Below are 23,480 nucleotides of genomic sequence, written 5' to 3'. Positions count from 1 at the left end.
CTGTGTTGGCTCAGGCCGTGGCGCGTTGCTGCGGGGCAGCCACTTCAGAGAGGACACGCGCGAGCACGACCTCGGGTGTGGCGCCCGAGAATTCAGCCTCAGGGTCCATGACCAGACGGTGCGTCCACACCACCGGTGCCAGTTCCTTGACGTCGTCCGGCAGCACGAAGTTCCGGCCCTGTCCTGCTGCCCACACCTTGGCGGCACGGACCATGGCAAGGGCACCACGAACCGAAACACCCAACCGGGTTTCGGAGGCGTTGCGGGTCTCCTCGCACAGACGCGAAATGTACTCGAGCACCGCGGTGTCCACGTGGGTTGTCGCCGCGAGGTCTGCCATGTCGGCCACGGCCTGGGTGGTGATCAGGGCAGCCAGGTCCTTTGAGCGGTCCTTCAGGTTGGAGCCGCCCAGCAGGCGCACGGTGGAAGCGTGGTCCGGGTAGCCGATGGAGGTCTTGATCAGGAAGCGGTCCAGTTGGGCTTCGGGAAGACGGTAGGTACCGGCCTGCTCGATCGGGTTCTGCGTTGCCAGCACCATGAACGGCCGTCCGGCCTCGTAGGTGGTTCCGTCGACGGTGACGCGGGACTCTTCCATGACCTCCAGCAGGGCGGACTGGGTCTTCGGTGAGGCTCGGTTGATTTCATCGGCCAGGACGATGTTGCTGAAGACCGGGCCCTTGTGGAACTCGAACTTCTGCGTCTTCTGGTCGTAGATGGTCACACCGGTGACATCGGAGGGCAGAAGGTCGGGGGTGAACTGGATGCGGTTGTGCGAACCCTGGACCGTGGCGGCCAAGGCCCTGGCCAGCGAGGTCTTACCCGTGCCCGGTGCGTCCTCGAAGAGGACGTGGCCCTCCGCCAGCATCGCGGTGAAGGTCAGCCGAATGACGTGTTCCTTGCCCAGAACGGCCTGGCCCACGTTGGCAACGAGCTTCTCGAACGTTTCTGCAAACCACGCGGCCTGCTCGCTTGTCATGGTCATCGGTTGATCCTGTTCCTTGTGTTGGGGTGTTGGGATGAAGTTGTTGTTGGTGCCGACCGGAGAGGTTAGCAACCGCCGGGCTTGGTTCCGCGCAGATCCACGGTGGTGGACTTCACGTACCAGCCCGGGTGGCTGCCCTCGGTGACGCGGTACCACGGCGTGCCGTTGTTGTAGATGTCCTTGGTGCAGTTGACGTTCAACCACCCTTCCGAGTTGGAGACCCAGCCAACGCCACAGCTCGGGCCGCTCGGGTTGTAAGTGTCCGGTCTTCCAGGCTGGCCGGGGCACGTGTTGTTGTGGGCCCTGACCTCGCCTGCCGGAGGCTGCGGCGGTGGCGGCTCGGCACCGCTGCGCGAGGTGTCGCTGCCCACACGTCCTGCCTGTCCCCCGCTGACGGCGCGAACCTGCAGAGTGTGCGTTTCGCTGAAGCCGACAGTCTTGGAGAAACTCCGCTGGTCGGTGTTCTGCCACGCCCCGCCGTCGAGGCTGTACTGGTAGCCGGTAACCGGCCGGCCGTTGCCGTTGGGAGCGTTCCAGGTCCAGGACACCGTCTTGTCCCCCACGCCGCTGCTCTTGCTGCCGGTAACGGTCGGAGCATAGGCAAGGCCGTAGGGATTCACGGTATTCGACGCCGGGCTGCGGTCACCGGGCGTGGGGTTCCGGGAGGAGATGGCCCACACGACCACGGCCGTGTCGGCGCCGTTGGGGGCTGCCACAACTCCGCCACCGGCGGGGATCGCACCGGTGCCCGAGCCGGAGGTCAGGGCGTAGCGGTAGCTGATCTCGTTGGCGTTGGCACCGTTGCGTTCCGCCGCGGAGAGCGGGTTGAACGCGACACGGATCTTGCCGCCGTCGGCGTTGGTCTCCACCAGTGCTGCCGAGGGTGCACCCACCATTCCAGGCTTGCCGGCGGCACGAATGGCGTTGGACTGCTGGCTCACGCCACTGACGCCAGCCTTGTTGGTGGCCGAGACGGTGAACGAGTAGTCGGCTTCCGAGTTGTCCACTGTAACGTTCTGGGAGGTAGCTGCCACGGCCTGGGAACCAACCACCGCGCCACCACGGTACGTGGTGAGCGTGTAGCTGGACACGGCGTCGCCATTGTTGTTCGGGGCCGCCCAGCTGACCTGCAGCTGGCTCTGGTTGCCCACGGAACCGGCACCCGCGACGGACGGGGCAGCCGGTGTCGCCGGAACTCCGGCGGGAGTCTCCGCGGCCGAGTAGGTGCTCCACTCCGACGGTTCCTTGGCATCGTTGCGGGCCAGGACCCGGACCTTGTAGGCCACGCCGTTGGTCAGGCCGGTCCACACGTGGCTGTTACCCGTCAGGTTCTGGATCTGGGGATTCTGTCCTGCCGGGGCGGGGGAAATCTCTAGGTCATAGGACTTGATGGGTGAACCCTTGCTCGCCGGGGGAACCCAGGCGACCGAGAGCTGCTTGTCGCCGAACTTCAACGTGGGAGCCACGGGGGTATCGGGCTTGACGTCAGGACGGACCTCGGCCGAGACCGGGGAACGCTCGGATTCGTTGATGGCGTTCGTTGCCGTGACGGCGAAGTGGTACTTCACGTTGTTGGTAAGGCCAGTCAGCGTACAGGTGTTGGCGGGGCAATCCTGCTTGAAGCCGTTCTCGCCGTACACCGTGTACTTGGTGATGGGCGCACCACGGTCAGCCGGGGCGTTCCAGGTGAGCAATGCCGTTTGGTCGCCCACGCTCTGGGCCAGGGGCGTGCTGGGCGCCGCCGGCTTGTCCTTGACGGTCAAACGGATGCGGGCCGTGGCATAGCGGGAGAGCTCGCCCGTCTTGTCCTGCACTGTGTACGCGACAACCATGGTGCCGGTGAAACCACCAGCAGGAGTGACAGTAACGCTGTCACCACCCGGCTCGGCCGTACCCTGGCCGGTCTCCGTGACGGCCGAAACGATCTTCAACGGCGTGTCCGGGAACGGGTTCGAGTCATTGGCCAGGACGTTGACCGTGACGGGCTTGCCGGACTGCGCGTCCGGCTCGGCGTCGTCGTTTGCCACGGGCTTGGGACGGTTGGAGGCCGAGAGCGAAAGCTTGTAGGTGGCCACGGCTTCGAGCCCGCGGCGATCCTTGGCCTTCACCTGCACCGTGCCTGACTGTCCGATCTGGACGGAGTCGTCCGCGGAGGCCTTGAGGGTCTTCCCTTCGATGGAGACCTTGAAGCCTCCGGTGGCTCCCCCTGTCAGCTCATAGTTCATGTTCTGGACATCGTCCGAGTCAGGATCCGAGGTCAGTTTCCCCAGATCCAGGCTCGCGGAATCACCCTTCGGAACGTCAAGATCGCTGCCGAGAAGGACAGGCGGGTTGTTCTTGTTGGGGTCCGGCAACACCTTGGTCCGGATGCTCAAGGTGGACTTCAGTCCGTTGGGATCGTCCGGACCCGTGCCGTCAGTCACTTCGAAACTTATCGAGCCCGGACCGACGTACTCGGCTCCGGCGGTGTACTTCAGACCGGTACCGCCGTTGGCCACGGGATCTGCTCCGTCGGCGCCGATGAGCTTGATGCGGTCGGTCTGTGTCAGCCGGGGTGAGCGGCCGTCGCGGACCTTCACCCATTCGGCGAGGTCGACCGTTACCGACTGGCCCGAAACCAGCTCAATGACCTCGTCCTTGGCAAGGGTGGGGACCTGCTGGCCGATGCCTGGAACCCAGATGATGGCTGTGGACTTCTGGCCATCCACGTCTTCCACCGTGTAAGGAACCAGCTGCGGTTGTTCCGTGAGCTCGACGATCACATTGCCGTCCGGCCCGGGACGAGCAGTGGTCACCTCGGTGCTGACTTTGAGGTTCTCCCCCACGCCGTCGGGGTCTTCATCGTTCTTGAGCACGGGAACATCCACGGCGGTTTTCCCGAGCGTCTGGGCCGAGGTCACGCGGTCGTCACGGGCAATCGGTGCCTGGAGCGGGATGTCGTTCTTGACCACCACGCGGATGCTGGCTTGTCCCACTGCGTCACGGTCATCCGCCACGGAGTAGCGGACGTTCACGGTGCCTTCCGCGGCCGGCGCCGTCACCAGGACGCGTCCACTGGTCTTGCTGACGTGGGCGTCCAGGCCGGCATCGGCTTCCAGGCTGTCCGAGAGGATGCGGATGATGTCACCGTCGGGGTCGGTGTCGTTGGCGATGGCATCGACCGCGATCTGCCGGCCAGGCCGTACCTTCACTTCGTCATCGACGGGAGCCGGTTTCTGGTTGTTGTCCCCGCGGGGAGCGACGCCGACCGTCACCGTTCCGGTGTTGACCGCGCCCTGGCGGTCAATCACCTTGTATCGGAACGTATCCGTACCCGCGCCGTCACCAGCGGCGACGAAGTCGATAAAGCTGCTCCCCGCCGTCGCGGTTCCCATGGTGGGGGTGCTGTCGATGCCGGTGAGCTGGACGGAATCGCCGTCGGGATCGATGCCGTCCAGCGGAACCGGAATGCGGACGCTGCCGCCTGCCACAACGCGCGCCGTCAGGTTCTTCGGTTGCGGCCGCGAGTTCTGGGTGCCTTCGAGCGGAAGGATATGGATGGTCACCGCGGCGGCGCTCTTCTGGCCCTGCGGATCAACGGCGTTGTAGATGGCACGCACGGTCTTGGGCGTGGGGCCCGCGATGAAGCGCAGGGTCTTCTCCGAGATGAACGCCTTTCCGTCTTCTGCGGCAATGTTCTGCGCCAGGACAGGGTCCACGGACAACTCTTCACCCTGCGGATGCGTGTCGTTGTCCAGGACAGGAATGGTGACGACGTCGTTGACGCGCACGTTCACTTCGTCCGGTTTGGGCTGGGGAGCTTCCACGACGGCGGGAGCCGGTACCGGCACGACGCCCACCGTGCCGGTGGCTGAGGCGCGGCCGTTGGACATGGTGTAGCTGAAGACGAAGGGATCCTTGGAGCCGAGCACGTCCGTGACCCGAAGGACGCTGTGGTCAATCACACTGACTGAAGCGGACGAACCATCCGGAACAGTTACCGATTGCAGTACCAGCACGCCGCCGGAGGGATCTGAGTCATTGGCCAGCGGATCCACCAGGACGCTCCCACCCACGGGCAGCAGCGCTACGTCGTGGACGGCAACGGGCGCCCCTGCATCCTTGCCGGATTCCACATCGACCCTGATGAGCCCCTGGCTGCTTTGCGGGCCGTTGCTGGCGATGTACGTCAAGTAGATCGGCCCAGGTGTGGTGCTCCGGAACGTGAAGGTGCCGCCGTCGGTCACAGGACCGAGTTCGGCCGGTCCGGCGGCCTCGACGTGGGCCACGCGCAATGCGCCGCCGTTGGGATCGACGTCGTTCTTCAACGGTGCGATGACCAAGTCCTGGCCCACCACGGCTGTCACGTGGTCCGCATTGACCACCGGGGCCAGGGCACCCGGGGGCTGCACGTTGACCACAATGCGTCCGGTGGTGGTGGCGCGGCCGTCCCACACGGTGATGGTGACGTTCTTCTTGCCCGGCGCGGCGCCGGAATCCTGGTACGTCAGCAGGCCGTCGCGGCGCACCTTCACCTGGTCCTGGTCGTTGTCGGTCTTGGCGTCCAGCAGGACCAGGTCGTCGCCGTCGGGGTCCATCCAGTCGGTCAGGATGTTCTGGCTGACCGACTTTCCCTGCTCCACCACCATGGTGGTGGGCTCGCCGCGTTTGAAGAACGGAGGCTTGTTCTCTTCGGGGGCCACCACATGGAGGGTGACCTTCCCGCCCGCGGACAGGCTGCGTCCGTCCGCGGCGTTGTAGTCGAAGACTTCCGTTCCCGGTTTGGCGTCGGCGGGCACCTTGATCTGGAAGGCGGAGCCGCCGTAAATGTTTTCCAACGTGCCCAGTTTGGGGCCGTTGGCTCCCACGGACGCGGTGAGGACATCGCCGTCGGGGTCTGAATCGTTGTCCAGGACGCTCAAAATGGAGGTGCGGCCGGGGCGGACACCGAATTCGTCCGGCTTGGTTTCCGGTGGACGGTTTGGCTTGGTGCGGTCCGGCAGGACGTTGATGGTGTTGTTGTCCGCGGACTCCTGGTCCTGGTCATCGGACTGGTTCTTGGGCGGGACAACATCGTCCCAGTTGTTGACCAGCTGCATGTTCTGGTTGACCAGCCAGACGCTGCCCGAGTTCACGTCGTTGAGCACCACGAGGTCGCGGTTGACACGGAAGACATAGCTCGGCGAGGCACTGGCTTTGGGGACGTCGTTCTTCTTGTCATCGGCGTCGTTGTCGCAGTCTCGGATGTACTTGTTCGCGCCGGCCCAGGCGGCGTGGACGCACTTGCTGACCTGGACGGGAGCTGCGGGGACGCCCTCACCGTCAGCGTTGACCGTTGCGGCAGTGGAGCCGTCCAACGGCTGCTTCAGCAGTGCCTTGCGGGTGGCGATGGCCACGTAGCTGCTGTCCTCGCTGGTCTGCTGGAGTTTTGCTTCGCGGGCATCCTGCAGCTGCAGCCTGCGGCCACCAGGAAGGAACAGGTTGCCGGAGGCCGCGTCCAGGACCACAGGCTTGTCCCCCACCACGGAAAGCTGGAGATCACCCGCGCCCTTGAGCTCGTCAACCTTGGTGACCTCGTAATTGGTGCGCTGGCCGTTGGCGTCAACGGTGATGACCGAGATTTCGCCCTTGCCGGGGTCTGCCGTGTAGATGCGGTTGTCCGTGCCGACCGCTGAGACCAATCCCTGGTCCCCGGTCAAAACGGGTTCAGTTCCCTCCTCGTCAAAGCCGTTGACAGTCGAGGGCGAAAGCGCCCACACCTTGCCGCGGGCAGGGTCCGTCACGGAGAGGACGGTGGAACCGTAGCTCACTTGTGACGACGACGGGAGCTGCTTGTCGCCACCGAGCTTCAGGTTCGCCGCAGAGACCTGGTTGATGGTCGAGCCGGACTCGTCATCGACAAAGACGTTGCCCTCGTGCTGCAGGACATCGAACGTGGTGGTGGCAGGCGTCACCGCGCCATCAAGGACACGGGAGGGATAGTTCAACCGACCGACGGCGTTCTTGGTTTTGCTCACAACCCACACACCGCCGTCGTTCAAGTCCACCTCCGTGGTCTTGAAACCCGGGTACAACACAGCCCCGGCGATCAGCACAGCGCCAGCCGCAGTCGCAGCGGTGCCCGTAATGATTTTCTTGTTTTGACGCTTTTTCAGCCCCAGCTTGCCGAAGAAAGTTGTCACAGCCCCAGAATTCCCTTTGTTTTAAGCCGCCCCCACGTGGCTTCCAAGCCGACCGGCACGTGCCGGCAGCCGTACAATCCGCAGTACCCCCGAACGGCGGCGGAATTTTCAGTCCCTAAGACTATCCCACGCGCCCCACGGCCAGCCAAGGAAAACCGCGAGCGGGCTCTCCATTGGCTATGGCAGCGTACAGTGCTGCCGCCGTGGGACGCGATGGGGACAACTTCCCGGCACCGCTCAGCTGATGGCCTCAGCATTGCGGAATCTGGTGGGGTCCGGGATCGCCCAGGGTGGTGTTGCCCTGCGCGATGTAGCGGCCTGCGTTCGGCCCACTGGTCAGGCGGTACCAGGCAGCGTAGTTCAGGTACGGGGTACTGCGGTTGATGTAGCAATTGACCGTAAAGGAACCGTTTGACTCGTACTGCCACGGGGCGCCGTAGACCACGCCGTCACAGCGGTGGCCCGGTGTGTTCGGGTCCCAGGACGTCTGTCCCGATGCCGCTGTGTCCGTACAGGTACGGAAACTGCCGGCCGGCAGCGTAGCGTCCCACGACGTCTTCTGCGGTCCACTTTGGGCACTTGCAGAAGCAACCGGCCCACCCTGGCCCACCGAGTTGAACGTTTGGACTTCAATGGTGCGTGTCTGGTTGTAACCGCCGGTGTTCACCACCCGGCTGCCGGAGGCGGATTCGTTGATCCACCCGGTATCCGTCCCGCCGCCGGTGATCCTGATCTTGGTGGCAGCAACGTCGTTGCTCGCTGTGGAAGGCGAGGACCAGTTCAGGGTCAGGGTCGTCTGGTTCTGGCCGCCGTTGGTACCTGATGCCGACGGCGTACCCGGAGAACCGTACGGTGTGGTGCTGGCCGGGGCGCTCGCATCCGAGCTGGGAGCCACAGACGAGACTGCTGTCACCGTGATGGAGGTGGCCTGCCCGTTGGCAAATCCACCCACCGTTTGGCCCGGGGTGATAGGGCCGGACTGGCCGGTGCTGGCGTTGTAGCGGTAGCTGACTTCGCCCTGGGTGGATCCGTTTCGCTGGGCCGGAGTGAGCGCAGAGAAATTGATGGTCACTTGCTTGCCGGCCGCTCCGGTGTTGGCCGGAGTTGCGGTGACGTTGCTGACTGTTCCGAGTTTGCCGGTGGCACGCCTAGGTGCCGAGGCAGGGCTGACGCCACCCTTGCCCGCCTTGTTCTCGGCCTGCACTGTGAAAGTGTACGCGGCTTCGGAGTTGTTCGCGGTGAAGGTGGCCGACCGTACGCTGCCGGCAACGGTCTGTGTTTGGGTGACACCGTTACCGCCGTTCATGGTGACGTAGTACGCCTTGATCGGATCACCGTTGGTGTCCGGCTCGGTCCAGTCGGCACGAAGCTGGTTCTGGGTTCCCACGGACTGCACCACAGCGGTGGTGGGTGCAGCGGGGGCACCCGGAAGACCTGCCGGGTTGTCCTCAAGGGAGTACATGCCCCAGTCCGACGGGCCCAGGTCGTTCACTGCCTGGGCCCGTACCTTGTACTTCACGCCGTTGGTGAGGCCGGGCCAGGTATAGCTGAGGCCTGTGACCTCGTTCTTCACAGCAATGCCGTTGGCGGGAGGCGGCGAGATTTCCAGGTTGTAGTGCTTCACCGGGGACCCCTCCGTCTTGGCAGGAGTCCAGGTGATGGCCATGTTCTTATCGCCCGCCTTGACGGCGGGGGCATCGGGAGGTGACGGCTTCTCATCGGGCTTGATCTCGTTGGAAGCCGCTGATGCCGGCGAATCGCCTACCTCATTCGTGGCGAACACGGTGAACACGTATTTCACGTTGTTGGTCAACCCGGACAGGGTGCAGGTGGTGGTGGGACACACCTGCTCGAAGCCTGCCGCCTTCACCGTGTACTTGGTGATGGCTGCGCCATTGTCCGACGGCGGTGTCCACTTCAGCACAGCGGTCCGGCTCCGTACGTCCGTGGCAACCGGTGCAGAGGGAGCGTCAGGCTTGTCCCGTACCGTGATACGGACACGGCCCGTGGCCTGCCTTGAGGGGTCCTTGGTCTTATCCAGCACCGTGTAGCGGACCACCATCACACCCTTGAAACCGTCCGCGGGGGTGACGGTGATCGAGTCACCGGAGACCGTCGGCTGACCGGCGGCAGATCCTGTTTCCACCGCAGCGTTTTCGATGGTCAACGGCGCATCGCTAAAGGGGTTGAAGTCATTGGAGAGGACATTGACAGTTTCCGCGCGGCCTGCGTTGGCTTTATCCACGGAGTCGTCGTTCGCCACCGGGCGCGGCCGGTTGGAGGAGACAACGGTGGCGGTCACGGTTGCCCGTACGGCGTCGGAACGGCCGTCGGTGACCTTGAGCGGGAAAGTACCCACGGCACCGGGGTTGAGGGAAAGATCGGGGCTGATCTTGAGGACGGAGCCTTCAACTTTCGCCTGGAAACCAGTTGGTTGTTTCCCGTCGAGCTCGAACTTGAGGTTGCCTTGGTCGCGCTCGTCCACGTCCTTGGCCAGGTTGGCCAGCTCGACGTCGGTGGTCTCCCCCTTGGGTGCCTCTACCGAAGCGCCACTGAAGGTGGGCGGGTGGTTGGCGTTGGGGTCCGGAATCACCTTGGTCATGATGGTCAGCGTGGATTTCAGCCCTTGGGGATCATCCGGGCCGGAACCATCGGTGACCTCAAAGGTGATGGAACCAGGACCGACGTAATCGGCCTGCGCAGCATAGCGCAGCGCGTTTCCATCGCCCGCGATAACGTTGGTGGGATCTCCACCCTGCACACGGATCTTGTCTGCCACGGTGATGCGTGCCTGGCGGCCATCCCGGACGCGGACATACTCCTGCAGCGACAAGGTGACGTCCTTGCCGGACATGACCTCCACCGGGTCCGTCTTGGCCAACGTCGGGTATTGGAGGCCCTGGCCCGGAATCCACATCACCGCCGTCGCGGACTGACCATCGATGTCAGTGACGGTGTACGGAATGAGCTGATCCTGTGGACCGAGGGTCACCACCACGTTGCCCGAGGTACCGACGCGTGCATTCGGGTTCGCGTCCGGCAAAGTGATCGTGAGGTCCTCAGCTACGCCGTCGGGATCCGAGTCGTTCTTCAGGACCGGAACGTCGACCGCTGTCTTGCCCAGCGTCTCAGCCAGCGTGACGTGGTCGTCCACGGCAATCGGCACGTGGAGGGGCGCCGTCGGGCTTGTCTGTACCCGGACCACAGCGCTGGCTTCGGCCTTCTTGTCGTCCTGGATCCGGTAACTGATGCTCTCGACACCGGCTGCACCGGGTGCGGTCAGCAGGACCTTGCCGGAGGCAGCCTCCACCTGAAGGCCGGGGTTGGCTTCGAAGGAATTGACCAGGGCGATGGGGTCGCCGTCGGGATCGGAGTCGTTCTTCAGGGCGTCTACCGCGATGCGGCGGCCAGGGCGGACATCAACGGCGTCGTCGACGGCGATCGGCTTTTGGTTGTTTGCCTCTGCCGGAGCGATGCCCACAATCACGGTTCCCGTGTTTTCGGCGCCAATGCGGTCCCGGACCCGGTAGCTGAAGGTGTCGGTTCCAGCGGACTTTCCCCCGGCCGTGAACTCAATGTAGCCGTCCCGCACCACTGCGGTGCCCATGGCCGGCGCCTTGTCCACGCCGATGAGCTGCACGGAGTCGCCGTCGGCATCGATGCCATCCAACGGAACCGGGATCTTGACGGTCATGCCCGCCACAACCCGGGCCGTGAGGTTACGGGGCTCGGGCCGGGTGTTGGTGGCGTCGTCACGTGCGCGGATGCGGATGGTCACCTGCTGCGAATCGGTCTGTCCCGAGGAGTTGCTGACCTTGTAGATCGCATACACCGTCTTGGGCACCTCGCCCGCGATGAAGCGCAGGTAGTTTCCCGCGATGAACATCCTTCCGTCGGCGGCGTCCGGCTGCTGGGCCAGGACGGGATCGAGCTTCAGTTCGCCACCGTTGGGATCGGAATCGTTTGCCAGCACGGGGATGGTGACCACGTCGCCCACCCGCACTGACACTTCGTCGGGCTTGGCTTGCGGTGCCTGGAGTTTGCTGGGGGCCGGGACCACTTGCACGGAAATGTCACCCGTGGCCGAGGCCTTGCCATTGGAAATCGTGTACTTCAGGGACAGCTGGCCCGTGGCATGGATATCGGTGATCTTGACGACCGAGTGGTCAAGGACCGCCACCGAGACAGGAAGTCCGTCGGCTGCCGTCACGGACTGGACCACCAGCACGCCGCCGGCGGGGTCGGAGTCATTGCCCAGCACGTCCACCACCGTGCTGCCACCGCTGGGCAGAAGCGCTATGTCCCGGACCGCGACAGGAGCGCCATCGTTGCTGCCGGACACGACGTCGACGCGTACCAACTGCTGCGCACTCGCCGGGCCGTTGGTGACCATGTACGTGACATAGTGCGGGCCGACGCTGGTGGAGTTGAACGTGAACGTCTGCTGGTCCGGACCAATCACTGCCGTGGCTTGCTCGTCCGGCTGTGCTTGGGCAAGACGCAGGGTGCCGCCCTGGGGGTCGGAGTCGTTCTTCAGCGGAGCGATCACCGTATCTTGGCCGGCGACCGCCACCACGTGGTCGGCATTGGCGATGGGCGGAAGGGCTCCCGGGGCGCGGACGTCGACGCTGATCCGGCCTTCGGTGCTCAGCGTGCCGTCGGAAACCGTAACGGAGATGGTTTTCTTGCCCGGGCCCGCGCCGGAGTCCTGGAACGTCAACAGCCCATCGGGCCGGATCCGGACCTGGTCCGCGGGATCGCTGCTGCTGGCCGCCACGGCGAAGAGGTCATCGCCGTCGGGGTCGATCCAGTCGGTGAGGATGTACTGGTTGGCGATTTTGCCGGTCTGCACCACCAGGGCGTTGTTCCTGTTGGGCTTTTGTTGGGGAGCGGCATTTTCACCCGGCGGAACGATCCTGAGGTCCACGTTCGTCGAAGCCGTACCGCCGCGGCCGTCATCCACCGAGTACTTGAACGATTCCGTTCCGGACTGACCGGGAGGAACAGTGATCTGGAAGCCCGTCCCACCGTAGACGGGCGCCAGCGCCCCGGATTTCAGCGCTTGGTCGGCAGAAACGGTCAGGACATCGCCGTCGGAGTCGGCGTCGTTGTCCAGCACCGGCAGGAGGGTCGTCTTGCCCGCCCGGACGCCATAGGCGTCCGGTTTCGCGACCGGTGGAGTGTTTGGTTTGCTGCGGTCCGGGAGGACCGTCTGCTGGACTTCATCGGCGGAGTCCTTGTCGGCGTCGTCCGATGTTTGCTCCGGCGGGATGACGTCGTCCCAGTTGTTGACCAGCTGCATGTTCTGGTTCACCATCCAGACGTTGCCGGAATTGACGTCGTTGAGGACCACGAGATCGCGGTTGACCCGGAAAACGTACGACGGCGACGCGCTCGCCTTGGGCACGTCGGCGCGGCGGCTGTCGGCCTGGTTGGTGCATTCGCGGAGGTACTTGTTGGCCCCGGACCACGCCCCGTACGTGCAGCTGCCCAAGTGGACAGGCGCAGCAGGAACACCTTGGCCCTCGGCGGAGATGGTCCTGGCTGTGCTTCCATCGAGGGGCTGGAGCAAGAGTGCTTTGGTGGTGGCAATGGCCACGAAATCCGCAGCGGGTCCACTTTGCTGCAGCTTGGCGTCCCGGGCGTCGTCCAGATGGACTGTCGCTCCACCGGGCAGGACGATGTTTCCCGTGGCCTCGTTGAGGACCACCGCTTTGTCCCCCACTGCCGTCAGCTGCAGCTCACCCGAAGCTTTCAAGGCGTCATCCTTGCGGACCTGCGAGTCCACCGACTGGCCGTTGGCATCGACCTTGGTGTCCGTCAGGCTCCCGGTTTCGGGGTCCACGGTGTGGATGGTGTCGTCCATGCCAACCACCGAGACGATGCCGGTGGACTGCTCCAGCACGGGTTCGGATTCGTCACTGAACCCGCCCACTGATCCTGCCGTGAGTGCCCAGACTTTGCCTTTGGAAGTGTCAGTGACCGCCAGAACCCTGTTGCCGAAGCTGACCTCGGCCGATCCCGGAAGCTTTTGGTCACCGCCCAGGCGCATGTTGGCTGCGCTGACCGGGTTGATTGTGGCGCCATCGGCATCGTCGATGAAAACGTCGCTGGCCTGCTGCAGGATGTCGAAGTCTTTGCTCGCCGGGGTGACGGCGCCGTCCAGGGACTTGGACGGGTAGTTGAGCCGGCCGGCCGCACCCTTGGACTTGCTGACCACCCAGACGCCGCCGTCATTGAGGTCCACTTCGGTGGTCTTGAACCCTGGGTAGAGGATCGCACCGGTCACCAGGACCGCGGCGGCGGCTGTGAAAGCGGTAGCCGTGATGATCTTCCGCCGACGAATCTTGACACGGCGATTCCCGGACCCATCGGTCAGAGCCATCCACATTCCCCACTAATAGGCAGCCAGCACCGAACTCCGGCCATCACGACACAAACAAGGTAAGAGTACCGGGTTAATCCATCGATTAGCCAAGGCCGCGCAACATGAAGCAGGACGCGCGCAACACTTAAGCAGGTTGGGCTTTCCGGGGGCGTTGGTGCGTTTAGTCCAGCACCAGGCCCTTGCCGCGGCCCCGGGCCAGCATGACCGGGTGGATCTCGCCAAAGCCGCGCACGTTCTCCGACTTCTGCGGCACCAGCACGAAGCGGTCGTCCTGCCCCAGGGCGGCAGCGGTCATGGCGTCGACCAGGACCGTACCCGGCTGGGCCAGCGTTGTCAGGCGCGCGGCCAGATTCACCGTGGGTCCGTAAATGTCGCCAAGACGCGAGAGGATTCGCCCCCACACCATGGACACGCGGCATTGGGGCAGGATCTCGTCTTCAGTGAAGGCCTGTGCCAAAGCGAGGGAAATCTCGGCCCCGGCAGCCGGGGTCTCGGCAATGTACAGCACTTCATCGCCCACGGTCTTGACCAGTCGACCACCGCCAACGGAGATGATTTCGGCACACTTGTTCTCGAAGCGCTGCACCAGCTGGGCCAGCGTTTTTTCATTCATGCGCCGCGAGAGGCTGGTGTACGAAACGAGGTCGGCAAAACCGACGGCGCGCGCCAAGGGCAACGGAGAATCGTCCTCGTCACCTTCGCGGCCTTCTTCGCTGGCCTGCAGCCCGGCCTCGGCGCGCACGGCCAGCCGTTGGATGCCGGCATTAAGCTGTCTGCGGTAGGAGTAGACGAGGATCTCTTCGAGGGAGTCCACCAGGGAGGGCAAGCGGCCCACCAATTGCTTGCGGGCCACGGCGTCCGGAATGCCCTGCTCAGAGACCATGTCTTCCACCAGGGCCTCGATCTGCCAGACAACCATGCGGTCTGTCATCTGGCCAATGGACCGGGTCACGGAGATGGCGGCTTCTTCGGTCAGCAGACCCGCCCGCACCAGGTCCAGGATGCGGGACAGCGCTGCTTGGTCGCGTTCGGTGAACGCCACGTCCTCATCGTTGAAGTTCGGGAAACCCAGTGCCCGCCACACCTTGCGGGCGGACAGGATGGACACGCCCGCGCCGGCGGCCACCTCACGACGCCGAAGCTTGCGTTCGCCGCCCAGCAGTTTCGATTCCAAGGCTTTGATGGCGAGCCGCTCCGCCGACATCACGCCAGTCGGAGGACCGGTCGGCACGCTCGTCCGGACGGGGTCCGGTTCGGTGTCGTCGTCCTCGGGAGTGTCCGCTGCGGCGTCCGAAGGTTCGGGTGCGGCGTCGAACTCCTGGTCCAGGTCCTCGCCGGACTGCTGATCCTCAACGCTCATCCCATCCACCTTCTCTCAATTCCCACGGCAATTCTTCATAGTCGTCCAGCACTTGGCCCTCAAAAGGCTCACCTTGCGGGAGTTCGTCCATCGCGTCAAGAATGAAACCCCTGAATTTGCCTGCCTCAGGGACATCGGTCAGCAACGCTGCTCCGGAGTGCCCGGTATCCAAGGATATATTCCCTGAGTGCAATGACCGTTGGACCAGGCTTTGGTGGACTCCCACATTGCGGATGGACGCCAGGGATACCTGCCAATCGTTGCGCCGGAACATTCCGTATCTGGCAAGTATGCGCCGGCTGGTCAGGATGTACCGGACGGACCGCCACTTCAGGACGCGCTTGAGGCTGTACGCCGCCAGGAACCACACCGCCAGCACAACACACGCACCCAAGAGCCAAGGCGTCCACTCCGACGAGATAAAAGGAACGAGGCGCTGCGCGTTGCCTTTGACGATCCACGCGCACGCATACGCAGCGACGGCAGGAACAACGATGAAGGCCAGCACGGGAAAGAAGAGGGAGCGGGCCTGTTGACGCGTGATGGTGATGACCTGCTCCCCCGGAAGCAACTCTTTACGCATAACCGCTTTCTGTGGCGCGCAGGTGCACCACATCGCCGGCAGTGATGACGTGCTCCCTGCCGCCATGGTCAACCACCAGCAAGGAGCCGTGCTCGTCCAGGCGGGAGGCGTGCCCCACCAGCTCGAGATCGCCGGGCAGATGCGCCCGGACTTCCCGCCCCAGGGTGACCATGGCCGACTCAACCCGTTTGTGCAGCGAGGCTCCGCCGGCCAAACCCGCGGCAGGGTCTCCCTCGGAATTGCAGAAACTGCGGTACAACCGGGCAAAACGCGAAAGGTAGCTTTTCAGCAGCGCGGTGCGGTCCGTCGTCGTGGCCCCTTCGACGGCGAGGGACGTCGCCGTCGGAACCGGCAGCTCGTCCTCGGCGAGGGAGACGTTGAGGCCGACACCCAGGACCACTGCCGGCACGGAGCCGTCCCCGAGGGGCGTCATCTGGGCTAGGATGCCTGCGATCTTCCGGCCCTTGACCAGGACATCATTGGGCCACTTGATCTCGGCAGTCACCCCGGCCGTTTCCTGCAACGCTTCGCGCAAGGCGACTGCTGCCAGCAGTGACAACCACGAGTAGCTCTGGGTAGGAACCGGCATGCCCTGGGATGTGACGGGCCGCAGCACGATGGAGACCGATACCGCCGACCGTTCGGGCGCTTCCCAGTGCCGGTCCAGGCGTCCGCGCGCCGCCGTCTGGTGCTCGGCCGTCAGTACGGCGAGATCGCCCCACTTTTTCGGCTCAACGGTCACAGCACGGATGAGGTCCGCATTGGTGGAGCCGGTCGAGTCGACGATTTCCAACTGCGGGATGCCGGTGGCGGACAGGAAGTTCGGCTGCTGCAACGATTCGCGATCCAGCGCGGGCCGTTCCACGTCCTTGGAGGGTACCTGCGGTTCGCTGTTGCTTGGCTGTTCGGCATCCATAGCTGAATCCTATCCAGTTGCGCCGTCAGGAAAGGCCCGCTGCCCTGAAAAGAACCCGTTAATAGGCTTAGAGGAAGATGTCCGGCACCAAGCGGTCTTCCGGAGCACCCAGGCTGTAGGGGGCGAAATCAGTGACGCCGGCCGCGCGCAGGATTTCTTCATCGGTGTAGAAGTTCCCTGTGGCCCCTGAACCCGTCAACACTGCATGGGCCGCGTCGGCCATGATTTCCGGTCCGCGTGCGGCCTGGACCATCTGCCGGCCACCTGGCATGTTCCGGATCGCAGCGGTGTCGATCAAGGTACACGGCCACAGCGAGTTGACCGACACGCCGTCGTCCTTCAACTCTTCTGCGAGTCCCAGGGTGGTCAGGCTCATCCCGTACTTGGCCATGGTGTAGGCCAAGTGCATGCCCGCCCACTTGGGGTCGAGGTTCAGCGGCGGGGAGAGCGTCAGGATGTGGCCGTTCCCTGACTCCTTGAGCGCCGGCAACGACAGCTTCGACAACAGGAAGGTGCCCCGGACGTTGATGTCCTGCATGAGGTCGTAACGCTTCATGTCTACGGCATCGGTGCGGGACAGGTCGATGGCCGAGGCGTTGTTGACCACGACGTCGATGCCCCCGAAACGCTCGACGGCCGCGGCAACCGCGGCGGCGACGTCGTCATCGTTGCGGACGTCCCCGACCAGCGGCAAGGCCTGCCCGCCTGCGGCGACCAGCTGTTCTGCCGCAGTGAAGACGGTCCCCTCGAGTTTCGGGTGCGGATCCCCGGTCTTGGCCATGAGGACAATGTTGGCGCCATCGCGTGCTGCGCGGGTGGCGATGGCCAGGCCGATGCCGCGGCTGCCGCCTGACATCAGGATGGTCCTGCCTTTGAGCGAACCCTTGGCGACGTAGGGGCTGCCGCTTTGGGAAAGTGTGCTGGAAGCATCGTTGCTTGAAGTCATGGGGACACTCTAACCCAACTATGTTACTGACGGGTAACATAGTGGCCGATTTGGCTACGACGCGGAAAATTGTAGGGTTTCTACAGCGGTTCGCGGCAAACGCGTCACTAGACTGGCCTGCGGGGCCTGTTCTTTGTACGGAAGCTACTTAAGTCAGCTACTTGTCCGCACTCAGGACTGCGCCAGCGAATATCAGCTACAGAGCCGGAGACACTTGATGAGCCACGATCTGACAACGACAGCGGGAAAGATTGCCGACTTCCGCGACCGCCAGGCACGGGCAGAGCAGCCTTCCGGCCCGGAAGCGATCGAAAAGCAGCACGCACGCGGAAAGAACACCGCCCGTGAGCGCATCGACCTCCTCGTCGACCCCGATTCCTTTGTCGAGTTCGACGCCCTTGCCGTCCACCGTTCCACCGCTTTCGGCATGGAAAAGAAGAAGCCCCTGGGCGATGGCGTGGTCTCCGGATACGGCACCGTGGACGGCCGCCTGGTTGCCATCTACAGCCAGGACTTCAGCGTCTACGGCGGCTCCCTGAGCCAGGTCAACGGCGAAAAGATCGTCAAGGTCCAGGAATTTGCCCTCCGTAACGGCTGCCCGGTTGTCGGCATCAACGACGGCGGCGGCGCACGAATCCAGGAAGGCGTCGCCTCCTTGGCCATGTTCGCGGACATCTTCCGCAACAACGTCCACGCCTCCGGCGTGGTCCCGCAGATCTCCCTCATCATGGGCCCCTGTGCCGGCGGCGCCGCTTACTCCCCCGCCCTGACCGACTACGTGGTGATGGTGGACAAGACCTCCCACATGTTCATCACCGGCCCGGACGTCATCAAGACCGTCACCGGCGAAGACGTGGACATGGAAACCCTGGGCGGGGCACGCCAGCACAACGCCACCACCGGCACATCCACGTACCTGGCATCCGATGAAGCCGATGCAATCGAGTTCGTCCGTGAACTCCTTGACTTCCTGCCGTCCAACAACCTCTCCGAGGCTCCCGTCGTGGAGCACGACCAGGAGCTGGAACTGGACGAGGACGACCTCGCCCTGGATACGTTGATCCCGGATTCGGCCAACCAGCCCTACGACATGCGCAAGGTCATTGAGCAGATCGTGGACGACGCCCACTTCCTGGAAATGCAGTCGCTGTACGCCCCCAACGTCATCATTGGCTACGGCCGCGTTGAAGGGCACACCGTTGGCATCGTGGCCAACCAACCCATGCAGTTCGCAGGAACGCTGGACATCTCGGCGTCGGAAAAGGCCGCCCGCTTCGTCCGCCACTGCGACGCCTTCAACATCCCCATCATCACCCTGGTTGACGTCCCCGGCTTCCTCCCCGGCAAGGACCAGGAGTTCCAGGGCATCATCCGCCGCGGCGCCAAGCTCCTCTACGCCTACGCCGAGGCTACTGTTCCCAAGCTCACCGTCATCACCCGCAAGGCCTACGGCGGAGCGTACATCGTGATGGGTTCCAAGAAGCTCGGTGCCGACCTCAACCTCGCGTGGCCCACCGCCCAAATCGGCGTCATGGGCGCCCAGGGTGCCGTGAACATCCTGTACCGCCGCGATCTGGCAGCCGTGGCCGAAGCCGGCGGGGACGTCGAGGCCCGCCGTGCAGAGATCATCCAGGGCTACGAGGAAGAACTCCTCAACCCGTACCAGGCCGCTGAGCTTGGTTATGTTGACGCTGTCATTGCACCGTCGGATACCCGCCTGCAGATTATTCGTGGCCTGCGCGCCCTGCGTGACAAGCGGGCCAGCCTGCCCACCAAGAAGCACGGAAACATCCCGCTGTGACCACCGCACAGACCCCTTCGCCGACGGACGAGCCCGTGCAGCCCCTGTTCTCGGTGGTCAAGGGCGAACCGACAGCCGAAGAGCTCGCGGCGATTGCCGCCGTCGTGGTTTCCCTTGGTACCCCGCCGGAAACGGCGCCATCCAAGCCGAACGTCAGGCACTGGGTACGCCGCCAGCAGTTGCGTCTTGACCCCACTCCGGGTCCGGGCGCATGGAGGCGCAGCCGGGGTTGATTTTCCGCGGCACGTTGCGGATAAGTTCAACAACCCTTTCACGTGGCGTTCGTCACGGTTAGGCTCTGTGGGTGACTACTGCAAACACCCCCGTACGCCCGAAGTCTGCCATCGACGCCGTCGCTGACGCGTACACAGAAAAGCTGATCGAACTCAATCCCAGCTTCGCCACGACGCTTGGGCTGCCTGGCCACGAAACGGAGTACCAGGACTACTCTCCGGCCGGGGCGGCAGCCCACGCCCAGGCGGCACGGGACGCTTTGGAGTCCTTGGCTGCCCTTGCGCCCGCGGACGAAACCGACGCCGTGACGCTTGATGCGATGCGCGAGCGCCTGGGCCTGGACCTGGAGATCCATGCCTCCGGCTGGGACGCGGCGGACCTGAACAACATCGCTTCCCCGGCCCAGGACATCCGCGCCATTTTCGACCTCATGCCTACCGACACGGCAGAACAGTGGGAGCACATCGCCGGCCGGGCGGCCAACGTGCCGGGCGCGATCGAGGGCTACATTTCATCACTGCGCGCAGCTGCCGGCTCCGGAAAAGTCGCCGCTGCCCGGCAGGTCCGCATCGTCATCGAGCAGACCAGCCGTTACGCCGCCGAGGACGGCTTCTTCGCCAAACTGGCCGCCAACGCCCGGATTGGCGACGCGCCGCTGCCGGCCGGGGTCCAGGACAAGCTCGACGCCGGTACGGCCGCCGCGCGTTCGGCGTACAGCGCGTTGGGCGCCTTCCTGCGGGACGAGCTCCTCCCGGTGGCCCCCGAAAAGGATTCTGTTGGACGTGAGCGCTACGCCCTTGCCTCCCGGTCATTCCTCGGTGCAGAGGTGGACCTGGAAGAGACGTATGCCTGGGGCGTGCAGGAACTGGACCGGCTCATCGGCGAGCAGGAAAAGGTTGCCGGTCAGATCAAGCCAGGCGCTTCGATCGAGGAAGCCAAGAGCATCCTCAACAACGATCCCGCACGGCAGATCAAGGGCACCGACGCCCTGAAGGCCTGGATGCAGGAACTCTCCGACCGCGCCGTGTCCGAACTGGCGGACGTCCACTTCGACATCCCGGACGTCATGCGGACCCTTGAATGCATGATTGCCCCCACCGATGAGGGCGGCATCTATTACACCGGCCCCTCGGACGACTTCTCACGGCCCGGCCGGATGTGGTGGTCGGTGCCCGCCGGCGAAGACACTTTCACCACCTGGTCCGAGACCACAACAGTGTTCCACGAGGGCGTCCCGGGACACCACCTGCAGGTGGCGACGGCAACTTACCGCCGCGAGCTGCTGAACAACTGGCGCCGCAACGTCTGCTGGGTCTCCGGCCACGGCGAAGGGTGGGCCCTGTATGCCGAACAGCTCATGCTGGAGCTGGGCTACCTCAAGGACCCGGGCGACCACATGGGCATGCTGGACGGCCAGCGCATGCGTGCGGCGCGCGTGGTCTTCGACATCGGAGTCCACTTGGAATTGCCCATCCCCGAACGCTGGGGCTCCGGCACCTGGACCCCGGAGAAGGGCTTCGATTTCCTCAAGGCCAACCTTGATATCAGCGAGGGGCAGCTTCAGTTCGAATTCGCCCGTTACCTCGGCTGGCCGGGACAGGCACCTTCCTACAAGGTAGGCCAACGTCTCTGGGAACAGATCAGGACAGATCTCGAGGGGCGGGAGGACTTCGATCTCAAGTCCTTCCACAGCAAAGCCCTGAACATCGGCTCGGTCGGCCTGGACGTGCTGCGGAGGGCCTTGCTGGGCTGACCCGCTTGAGTGCGCCCCCCGGCCGGGGGGGGGCGCGCCCACTCCCGCCAGGCGCACCCCTTCGGCATTGGCTTCGCACCCCTAGCCGCGAGATGCACCAGCGGTTACTGGTGCGGTCGGCGCTACGGGGTGCGGACCACATCGACGGCGGCACCGCCCAACCAATTTGCCACTCCCCCCATGCCCTCGCCAGCTGCACCTTTCCAGGTCAACTTCTCGGCGGATGTCCACTGATGGTCGCACCCGATTCCGCCAGGCGCACCCCTTCGGCATTGGCTTCGCACCCCTAGCCGCGAAATGCACCAGCGGTTACGGGTGCGATCGGCGCTACGGGGTGCGGACCACAACAACAACGCCGCCGCCCACCTTAATTGCCACCCTCACCCCACCCCCTTGCCGGTCCACCCTTTCCAGTTGCACGTTGCGGCGGGCGTCTACTGGTGGTCGCACCCGATTCCGCCAGGCGAACCCCTTCGGCGTTGCCTTCGCACCCCTAGCCGCGAAATGCACCAGCGGTTACGGGCGCGATCGGCGCTACGGGGTGCGGACCACATCGACGCCGGCGCCCGCCCTATTTGCCACACCCACCCCATGCCCTCTCCAGGTGCACCTTTCCAGGTCAACCTCTCGGCGGATGTCCACTGGTGGTCGCACCCGATTCCGCCAAGCGCACCCCTTCGGTGTTGCCTTCGCACCCCTAGCCGCGAAATGCACCAGCGGTTACGGGTGCGATCGGCGCTACTGGGTGCGGACCACAACAACAACGCCGGCACCGCCCACCCTCGTCACCGGTGTATGCCCGAGAGCAACGTCACAAACGCACAGGGAATAACATTTGCGCACGTAACATTTCTCAACGTCCGTTCGCTATGTTATTTGGGAAGCACCTACCGTGTTCCGGTGAGCACCTCAATCCAAACATCCCCTTCAGCTGGAAAGACCGGCTTCCGGCTCCCCAAGTGGGCCGGTTCCTTCGGCGTCCAGATCATCGCTGCCCTCATTGTCGGCCTGGTTCTTGGCCTCATCGCCAAGTACACGGGCAGCACCAAGGCTGCCCCCAACGGCCTCGGCGCAACCCTCCAAACGATCGGCTCCAGCTACGTCTCGTTGCTGCAGACCGCCGTCGTTCCTTTGATTTTCACTGCGGTGGTGAGCTCCATCGCGAACCTGCGCCAGGTTTCCAACGCAGCGCGCCTGGCATGGAACACCCTGCTCTGGTTCGCCATTACCTCCCTCGTTTCCGTGCTGATCGGTATTGGCCTCGGCGTGCTCCTGCAGCCGGGCGCTGCTACCGGCATCACCCAGAAGGCCGAATACGCCGGCAAGACCGGTGACTGGTGGGCCTTCCTGATCGGCCTGTTCCCGAAGAACTTCCTGGGCCTGGGCGCGAGCTCCACTGTCACGGAAAGCGCCAACGCTGCCACCACGGTGAGCACGTCCGTCAGCTTCAACGTCCTCCAGATCCTGGTGATTGCGATCGCCGTCGGAATTGCCGCCCTCAAGGTGGGCAAGCAGGCTGAGGCTTTCCTGACGTTCAACGCATCCGCGCTGGCCGTCATCCAGAAGGTCCTGTGGTGGATCATCCGTATCGCCCCGCTGGGAACCATCGGCCTGATCGGCAATGCCGTTGCGATCTACGGCTGGGACACCATCGGTTCCCTGGGCAAGTTCACGGCTGCCATCTACATCGGCCTGGCCCTGGTCCTCTTCGTGCTCTACCCGATCCTGGTCCGTGCTCACGGCCTGTCGATCAAGCAGTACTTCTCCGGCGTCTGGCCTGCCGTCCAGCTGGCCTTCGTCTCCCGTTCCTCCATCGGCACGCTGCCGCTCACGCAGCGCGTCACTGAACGGAACCTCGGCGTTCCCTCGGGCTACGCTTCCTTCGCCGTGCCGCTGGGCGCCACCACCAAGATGGATGGCTGCGCCGCGATCTACCCGGCTGTTGCGGCGATCTTCGTGGCACAGTTCTTCGGCATCAACCTGGACTTCAGCCAGTACTTGCTGATCGTGCTGGTCTCGGTCCTGGGCTCCGCCGCTACCGCAGGCACCACCGGCGCCGTGGTCATGCTCACGCTGACCCTGTCCACGCTGGGACTGCCGTTGGCCGGCGTCGGCCTCCTGCTGGCCATCGACCCCATCCTGGACATGGGCCGCACCGCGGTCAACGTGGCCGGCCAGGCACTGGTACCTGCGATTGTCGCCAAGCGTCAGGGCATCCTGGACGAGTCCTTGTACAACGCACCGCGCAACGGTGCGGCGTTCGCCGACGAGTACGCCGCCGACAAGGCCGCTGCGGAAGCCGACGAGCGCGAGTTGGCCGGCGCCAAAGCCTAGCTCCAGCCGACTACGGTGTTGA

11 protein-coding genes are annotated in these 23,480 nt (G+C 64.4%); 4 read left to right on the top strand and 7 right to left on the bottom strand.

All coding sequences use genetic code 11. The features are described 5' to 3' along the window. Window positions 1–10: 10 nt before the first annotated feature. The 7 genes from FDP28_RS13765 to FDP28_RS13735 form a co-directional block, all read right to left on the bottom strand. Entirely contained in the window at window positions 11–982 is a 972-nt protein-coding gene (locus FDP28_RS13765) for an AAA family ATPase (protein ID WP_144662001.1), read from the bottom strand. Window positions 983–1,047: 65 nt separating this feature from the next. Then, the gene (locus FDP28_RS13760; protein ID WP_144662000.1) at window positions 1,048–7,143 is read right to left on the bottom strand and encodes an Ig-like domain-containing protein; all 6,096 of its coding nucleotides are present in this window, start codon (window positions 7,141–7,143) and stop codon (window positions 1,048–1,050) included. Between the two features lie 250 nt (window positions 7,144–7,393). Then, on the bottom strand, window positions 7,394–13,528 hold the full coding sequence (locus FDP28_RS13755; protein ID WP_144661999.1) for an Ig-like domain-containing protein: 6,135 nt from the start codon (window positions 13,526–13,528) through the stop codon (window positions 7,394–7,396). Between the two features lie 163 nt (window positions 13,529–13,691). Continuing rightward, window positions 13,692–14,891, bottom strand: a complete 1,200-nt coding sequence (locus tag FDP28_RS13750) for an adenylate/guanylate cyclase domain-containing protein (RefSeq protein ID WP_144661998.1) — start codon at window positions 14,889–14,891, stop codon at window positions 13,692–13,694. Then, entirely contained in the window at window positions 14,881–15,474 is a 594-nt protein-coding gene (locus tag FDP28_RS13745) for a PH domain-containing protein (RefSeq protein ID WP_144661997.1), read from the bottom strand. Before FDP28_RS13745 ends, FDP28_RS13750 begins: the two co-directional genes overlap by 11 nt. Then, complete coding sequence (locus tag FDP28_RS13740) at window positions 15,467–16,390, bottom strand: biotin--[acetyl-CoA-carboxylase] ligase (RefSeq protein ID WP_144661996.1); 924 nt, start codon at window positions 16,388–16,390, stop codon at window positions 15,467–15,469. Before FDP28_RS13740 ends, FDP28_RS13745 begins: the two co-directional genes overlap by 8 nt. A 67-nt stretch (window positions 16,391–16,457) precedes the next feature. Beyond that, window positions 16,458–17,336, bottom strand: coding sequence for an SDR family oxidoreductase (locus tag FDP28_RS13735; RefSeq protein ID WP_144661995.1), 879 nt, complete (start codon window positions 17,334–17,336; stop codon window positions 16,458–16,460). A gap of 217 nt (window positions 17,337–17,553) precedes the next feature. Here FDP28_RS13735 and FDP28_RS13730 point away from each other — a divergent pair, with 217 nt between their 5' ends. The 4 genes from FDP28_RS13730 (at window position 17,554) to FDP28_RS13715 (ending at window position 23,458) form a co-directional block, all read left to right on the top strand. After that, window positions 17,554–19,137: an acyl-CoA carboxylase subunit beta gene (locus FDP28_RS13730; protein ID WP_144661994.1), complete on the top strand. Its 1,584-nt coding sequence runs from the start codon at window positions 17,554–17,556 to the stop codon at window positions 19,135–19,137. Further along, a complete protein-coding gene (locus FDP28_RS13725) occupies window positions 19,134–19,370 on the top strand; it encodes an acyl-CoA carboxylase subunit epsilon (protein ID WP_260842471.1) in 237 nt (78 codons plus the stop codon). The genes FDP28_RS13730 and FDP28_RS13725 overlap by 4 nt, the downstream gene beginning before the upstream one ends. A 71-nt stretch (window positions 19,371–19,441) precedes the next feature. Beyond that, window positions 19,442–21,124, top strand: a complete 1,683-nt coding sequence (locus FDP28_RS13720; RefSeq protein WP_144661993.1) for a DUF885 domain-containing protein — start codon at window positions 19,442–19,444, stop codon at window positions 21,122–21,124. A gap of 900 nt (window positions 21,125–22,024) precedes the next feature. Then, complete coding sequence (locus FDP28_RS13715; protein ID WP_144661992.1) at window positions 22,025–23,458, top strand: dicarboxylate/amino acid:cation symporter; 1,434 nt, start codon at window positions 22,025–22,027, stop codon at window positions 23,456–23,458. Window positions 23,459–23,480 lie beyond the last annotated feature (22 nt).

Origin of the sequence: Paenarthrobacter nicotinovorans, assembly GCF_007670255.1 — a bacterium.
Classification (GTDB): domain Bacteria; phylum Actinomycetota; class Actinomycetes; order Actinomycetales; family Micrococcaceae; genus Arthrobacter; species Arthrobacter nicotinovorans_B.
The sequence above is the reverse complement of the archived record's forward strand: the minus strand, read 5'-3'. Positions and strand labels throughout refer to the sequence as shown.